Here is a 5,648-nt window from a genome sequence, read left to right as displayed (position 1 = left end):
ACCGTTGGGGGAACCGTTGGGGGAACCGTTGGGGGAAGGAGTACGGCGCGGTGGACCCCTCGCCCGGCCCGTGGATCGCCGCGTCCCGGGGCCCCGGTCCGGTTCCCTCCCCCGGGTCGTCGCCGAACGTGCTGCCGTGAAGTCCGTGTGTCATGGGCGGGGACCCTAGGCGGCGCCGGGGCCCTCCCGCCGACTGCGGCGATTTCCTGTGGACGGGCCCCCGCCTGTGGACAACTCCCTCACCCGATCGGGTGGACACGGTGGTGGGGCGAGCGGAAAGGGCCCTCCGGGGACGTCATCAAGGGTGAGGGCGCCCGCTCCCGGGCCGATCCAACCAATCCCGGGGCGGTACGGGCCGGCGCCCCCGCCCGGGGGCACCGGCCCGGTGCCCCCGGAGGAAGGACGAGGGGAGGCGGCATGCGCACGGCGGCGAAGAGGGTGACGGGGCGGACACGACCGGTCCGACCGGCGGGGCGAGCGGTCACAACGAGGGGGCCGATCCGCGTCCGGTACCCGTCGGATGGCGGCGGCCGGTGCCGCCGACGGAGGTGCGGCCCCGGCTCAGCGGGGCGCGACGACGGCGCCCAGCAGCCCGGGGCCGGTGTGCGCGCCGAGCACCGCCCCCACCTCGCTGACGTGGGGCGGCGAGGAGGCGTTCAGGCGCTCCCGCAGGCGCGTGCCCAGTTGCTCGGCCCGCTCCGCTGCGGCGAGGTGGTGGATGGCGATGTCCACCGGCCGGTCGCCCGCGTGTTCCACCACCAGTTCCTCCAGCCGGGCCACGGCCCGGTTGGTCGTCCGGACCCGGTCGAGCATCTCGATCCGCCCGTCGGCCAGTTCCAGGAGCGGTTTGACCGCCAGCGCGGAGCCCAGCAGAGCCCTGGCCGCCCCGATGCGTCCGCCGCGCCGCAGGTGTTCCAGGGTGTCCACGCAGAAGATCGCCCGGGTGGAGGCCGCGCGTTCGAGGGCCGCCGCCTCGGCCTCCTCGGCGGTGCCGCCCGCCTCGGCGACGGCGGCGGCGGCGAGGACCGCGAAGCCCAGCCCCATGGCGACCATGCGGGTGTCCACCACCCGCACGGGGATCGATGCCTCCCGGGCCGCCAGCAGCGCGGCGTCCCGGGTGCCGGAGATCTCGGCGGACAGGTGGAGGGAGACGATCTCCCGGGCCCCGGCCGCGGCGAGTTTCCCGTAGCAGGCCGCGAAGACCTCCGGGTTGGGCCGCGAGGTGGTGACCGAGCCGTGTCGTCCCAGGGCCCGTTCCAGTCGGCGGGCCGCCTCCGGGGTGCCGTCCTCCAGCGCGCGGCCCTCGATGACCACGGTCAGCGGAACCTCCGTGATCCCGTGACGGCCGAGTTCCGCGCGGGGCAGGTAGGCGGTGGAGTCGGTGACGACGGCCAGGGCTCGGGGGGCGGCTGTCCGGGACATGGCTCGGAGAATACGACAGACCCGGTCAGCGTGCGTCGCGCGGGCGGTTCCGCTCGGTCAGCGGCCGACGCCCCGGGGCCGGGGGCAGCTTCTCCTCCGTCGGCTTCGGTGCCGGTCGGACCGGGTCCCAGTGGCGCAGGGCCCCCGATTCGATCTCGATCTGGCGGTGCAGACCGTCGACCTCGTCGGCGTCGTGGTGGTGCACCCGGTCCAGGGCCGCGTTGCGCAGGGAGTCCGCCGAGTTCCGGATGCGGCCGGCACGATCGCGCAGGTCGGGGAGCCGTTCGGCCACCCTGGCCCGGTCCGGCTCGTGGTCCATCAGGGCCCCCATCTCCCGGTCCAGGGCGCCGGCGTGCTCGCCGAGCCGCTCCAGCAGGGCGAGGGCCTCGGCCAGGGCCGGGTCGTCGGAGGCCCCGGCGTCGAGCACCTTGCGGGTGTGCTCCAGCGACAGCCGCATCTCCCGGCGGACCCGGGCCAGTTCCCCGATCGGGCCGGGCTGGGCCCCACGGGCGCGGAGGGTGGCGTCGGAGAAGGAGCGTCGGGCCTCGCGCACCCCCCGGTCGATGTGCCGCTTGGCGACCCTGGCCCCGCGCACCACGAGTGCCACGAACACCAGGAAGGCCAGAAGTCCCAGTGCGAGCACGGTGAGCAGGATGTCCATGGGCCGCTCCGTCTCTCTCGGCGGGGTGCCGTCGGTCGGGCGACGGGCGATCGGCACCCGTCCCCCTCCAGGGTAGAGGGCCGGGGCACCGAAGGGGACGGTTCCGGGCCCCGGGAGCCCCCGGTCCGTCCCCTAGGGGACGGACCGGGGCGGGACGAAGGACCCGGGGCGGTTCCGCCGGTGATCTCAGGCGGGCACGATGTTGACCAGCTTGGGTGCCCGGACGATCACCTTGCGGATTCCGGCGTCCCCCAGCGCCCCGCGAACGGTCGGGTGCGCCAGGGCGATGCTCTCCAGTTCCGTCTCGGCGATGTCGGGGGCGACCTCCAGCCGCGCCTTGACCTTGCCCCGGATCTGCACCACGCAGGTGATCGTCTCGTCCACCACGTAGGCGGGATCGGCGTGGGGGTAGGGCCGGTGGACCACCGAGTCGGTGTGGCCCAGTCGGTGCCACAGTTCCTCGGCGATGTGCGGGGCCAGGGGGGCGATCAGCAGGACCAGCGTCTCGGCCACCTCCCGGGGCACCCGGCCCTGCTTGGTGACGTGGTTGTTCAGCTCGGTGATCTTGGCGATCGCCGTGTTGAACCGCAGGGCGTCCAGGTCCCGGCCCACACCGTCGATGGCCTTGTGCATCGCCCGCAGAGTGGCCTCGTCCGGCGCCTCGTCGACGACCACGGTCCCACCGGTGGTCTCGTCCACGACGTTGCGCCACAGGCGCTGCAGCAGACGGAACTGCCCGACCACGGCACGCGGGTCCCAGGGCCGGGAGACGTCCAGCGGCCCCATGGCCATCTCGTACAGCCGCAGGGTGTCCGCGCCGTACTCGGCACAGATCTCGTCCGGCGTGACCGCGTTCTTCAGGGACTTGCCCATCTTGCCCAGCTCGCGCGTGACGGGCTCGTCACCGTGGTACCAGCGGCCGTCGCGCTCCTCGACCTCGGTCGCGGGGACGGGGAAGCCGCGGGAGTCCCGGTACACGTGGGCCTGGATCATGCCCTGGTTGAACAGCCGGTGGAAGGGCTCCGCGGAGGAGACGTGCCCCAGGTCGTACAGGACCTTCGACCAGAAACGGGCGTACAGCAGGTGCAGCACCGCGTGCTCGGCCCCCCCGACGTACAGGTCCACCCCGCCCAGCGGCATGCCGTCGCGCGGCCCCATCCAGTACCGCTCGATCCCGGGGTCGACCAGACGGTCGGTGTTCAGGGGGTCCAGGTAGCGCAGTTCGTACCAGCACGAGCCCGCCCAGTTGGGCATGGTGTTGGTCTCGCGTCGGTAGCGGCGCGGCCCGTCGCCCAGGTCCAGTTCGACCTCCACCCACTCCCGGTTCCGCGACAGCGGGGTCTCCGGTTGGGTGTCCGCGTCCTCGGGGTCGAAGGTGCGGGGGCTGTAGTCGTCGATCTCGGGCAGTTCCAGGGGCAGCATCGACTCGGGCAGGGCGTGGGCGATGCCGTCCTCGTCGTAGACGATGGGGAAGGGCTCGCCCCAGTACCGCTGCCGACTGAACAGCCAGTCGCGCAGGCGGTAGTTGATCGTTCCCTCGCCGACCCCCTCCTGCTCCAGCCAGGTCGTCATCCGCTTCTTGGCGGCCGAGACGTCCAGACCGTCCAGGACGATCCCGGGGCCGCTGGAGTCGATGATCTCGGCGTCGTGGGAGACGAAGGCGTCGTCCCACTCGGCGGGGTCGGTACCGCGGTCGTCGGTGGGCCGGACCACACAGCGCATCGGCAGGTCGAAGGCGCGGGCGAAGGCGAAGTCGCGGACGTCGTGCGCGGGGACGGCCATGATGGCGCCGGTCCCGTACCCCATCAGCACGTAGTCGGCGACGAAGACCGGGACGCGCTCGCCGTTGGCGGGGTTGATCGCGAAGGCGCCGGTGAAGACACCGGTCTTCTCCCGCGCGTCGGCCTGCCGCTCGACGTCGGACTTGGCGGCGGTCCGCTCGCGGTAGGCGGCGATCGCCTCCCGGGGGTCGGCGTGGCCGCCGGTCCAGGCGGGGCGGGTGCCCTCGGGCCAGGTCGCGGGGACGATGGCGTCGACCAGGTGGTGCTCGGGGGCCAGGACCATGTAGGTGGCGCCGAACAGGGTGTCCTGACGGGTGGTGAAGACCGCGACGGTGTGGTCGGTCCCGCCGTTGGCCGGGGCGCCCCCGACCGCGGGGATGGTGAAGTCGATCCGGGCGCCCTCGGAGCGACCGATCCAGTTGCGCTGCTGCAGCTTGATGGCCTCGGGCCAGTCCAGCGCCTCCAGGTCGTCCAGCAGGCGGTCGGCGTACGCGGTGATCCGCATGTTCCACTGCCGCAGGCGGGACTTGAAGACGGGGAAGTTGCCGCGCTCGGAGCGGCCGTCGGCGGTGACCTCCTCGTTGGCCAGGACCGTACCCAGCCCGGGGCACCAGTTCACGGGGGCGTCGGAGGCGTAGGCCAGACGGTAACCGCCCAGCACGGAGGCGCGTTCGGCGGCCGTCAGCTCGGACCAGTCCCGGCCGTCGGGGCAGGCCCGCGCGCCGGACTCGAACTCGGCGACCAGGTCGGCGATGGGCCGTGCCCGGCCGGCCCGCTCGTCGTACCAGGAGTTGAAGATCTGCAGGAAGATCCACTGGGTCCAGCGGTAGTACGCGGGGTCGATGGTGGACACCGAGCGGCGGACGTCGTGGCCCAGGCCCAGCCGGCGCAGCTGCGCCCGCATGTTGCCGATGTTCTCCTCGGTGGAGACCCTCGGGTGGGTGCCGGTCTGGACGGCGTACTGCTCCGCCGGCAGGCCGAAGGCGTCGAACCCCAGGGTGTGCAGGACGTTGTGTCCGGTCATCCGCAGCCGGCGGGCGTAGACATCCGTCGCGATGTACCCCAGCGGGTGGCCGACGTGCAGGCCCGCTCCCGACGGGTAGGGGAACATGTCCATGATGAACTTCTTGGGCAGCTTCGCGCGCCCCGAGTCGTCCGCCAGCGAGCCCGAGGGGTTGGGGGCCTCGTACGTGCCCTCCCGCTCCCAGTGTTCCTGCCAGCGCGCCTCGATGTCGGCCGCCAGCGCGGCCCCGTACTTGAACGTCTCGGTCATGGTTCCTCGAGCTCCGTCGAAATCGTTTCTGCCCCTGCCCCGAACGCGAAAAAGCCCCTCGCACAGGAGGGGCGGCCGCGCTGATCCCGCCCCGGCGGAGGGGCGGTGCTCCTTCAGCGCGGCCCGATAAGCAGCAGGCGTACGGCACGCATGCGCACAGCGTACCGCACCGGGAACAACGCAGAGAGCGGGCCGCCCGACATCCGGACGGCCCGCTGTGGGCTGTGGAGCTAAGGAGAATTGAACTCCTGACCTCTTGCATGCCATGCAAGCGCTCTACCAACTGAGCTATAGCCCCGTGGTGGACGACTTCGCGTCCGGGAACCGCTGCGCGAAACCCGTGGAGCTAAGGAGAATTGAACTCCTGACCTCTTGCATGCCATGCAAGCGCTCTACCAACTGAGCTATAGCCCCGGATGTGTTTCCTGCGGTTTCCCGCGGCGGCGACGCCTACTGTACACGGCGTGCGGGGTGCGATGCCAAATCGCCGCCCCCGTGCCCCGACCCCTTC

Annotated in this window: 3 protein-coding genes and 2 tRNA genes; all 5 read right to left on the bottom strand. The window is 72.4% G+C overall.

What is annotated here, in order from left to right; translation table 11 throughout:
* Positions 1-561 precede the first annotated feature (561 nt).
* Positions 562-1,422, bottom strand: a complete 861-nt coding sequence (locus FOE67_RS14830; RefSeq protein WP_182664435.1) for a DegV family protein — start codon at positions 1,420-1,422, stop codon at positions 562-564.
* 25 nt (positions 1,423-1,447) lie between these two features.
* The gene (locus tag FOE67_RS14825) at positions 1,448-2,083 is read right to left on the bottom strand and encodes a hypothetical protein (protein WP_182664434.1); all 636 of its coding nucleotides are present in this window, start codon (positions 2,081-2,083) and stop codon (positions 1,448-1,450) included.
* 186 nt (positions 2,084-2,269) lie between these two features.
* Entirely contained in the window at positions 2,270-5,137 is a 2,868-nt protein-coding gene (gene leuS, locus FOE67_RS14820; protein WP_182664432.1) for a leucine--tRNA ligase, read from the bottom strand.
* A 225-nt stretch (positions 5,138-5,362) separates the two neighbouring features.
* Positions 5,363-5,435, bottom strand: a tRNA-Ala gene (locus tag FOE67_RS14815).
* Positions 5,436-5,478: 43 nt separating this feature from the next.
* Positions 5,479-5,551: transfer RNA gene (locus FOE67_RS14810), tRNA-Ala, on the bottom strand.
* Positions 5,552-5,648: the final 97 nt, after the last annotated feature.

Source organism: Streptomyces calidiresistens, assembly GCF_014141525.1.
GTDB classification, from domain to species: Bacteria; Actinomycetota; Actinomycetes; order Streptomycetales; family Streptomycetaceae; genus Streptomyces; species Streptomyces calidiresistens.
The sequence above is the reverse complement of the archived record's forward strand: the minus strand, read 5'-3'. Positions and strand labels throughout refer to the sequence as shown.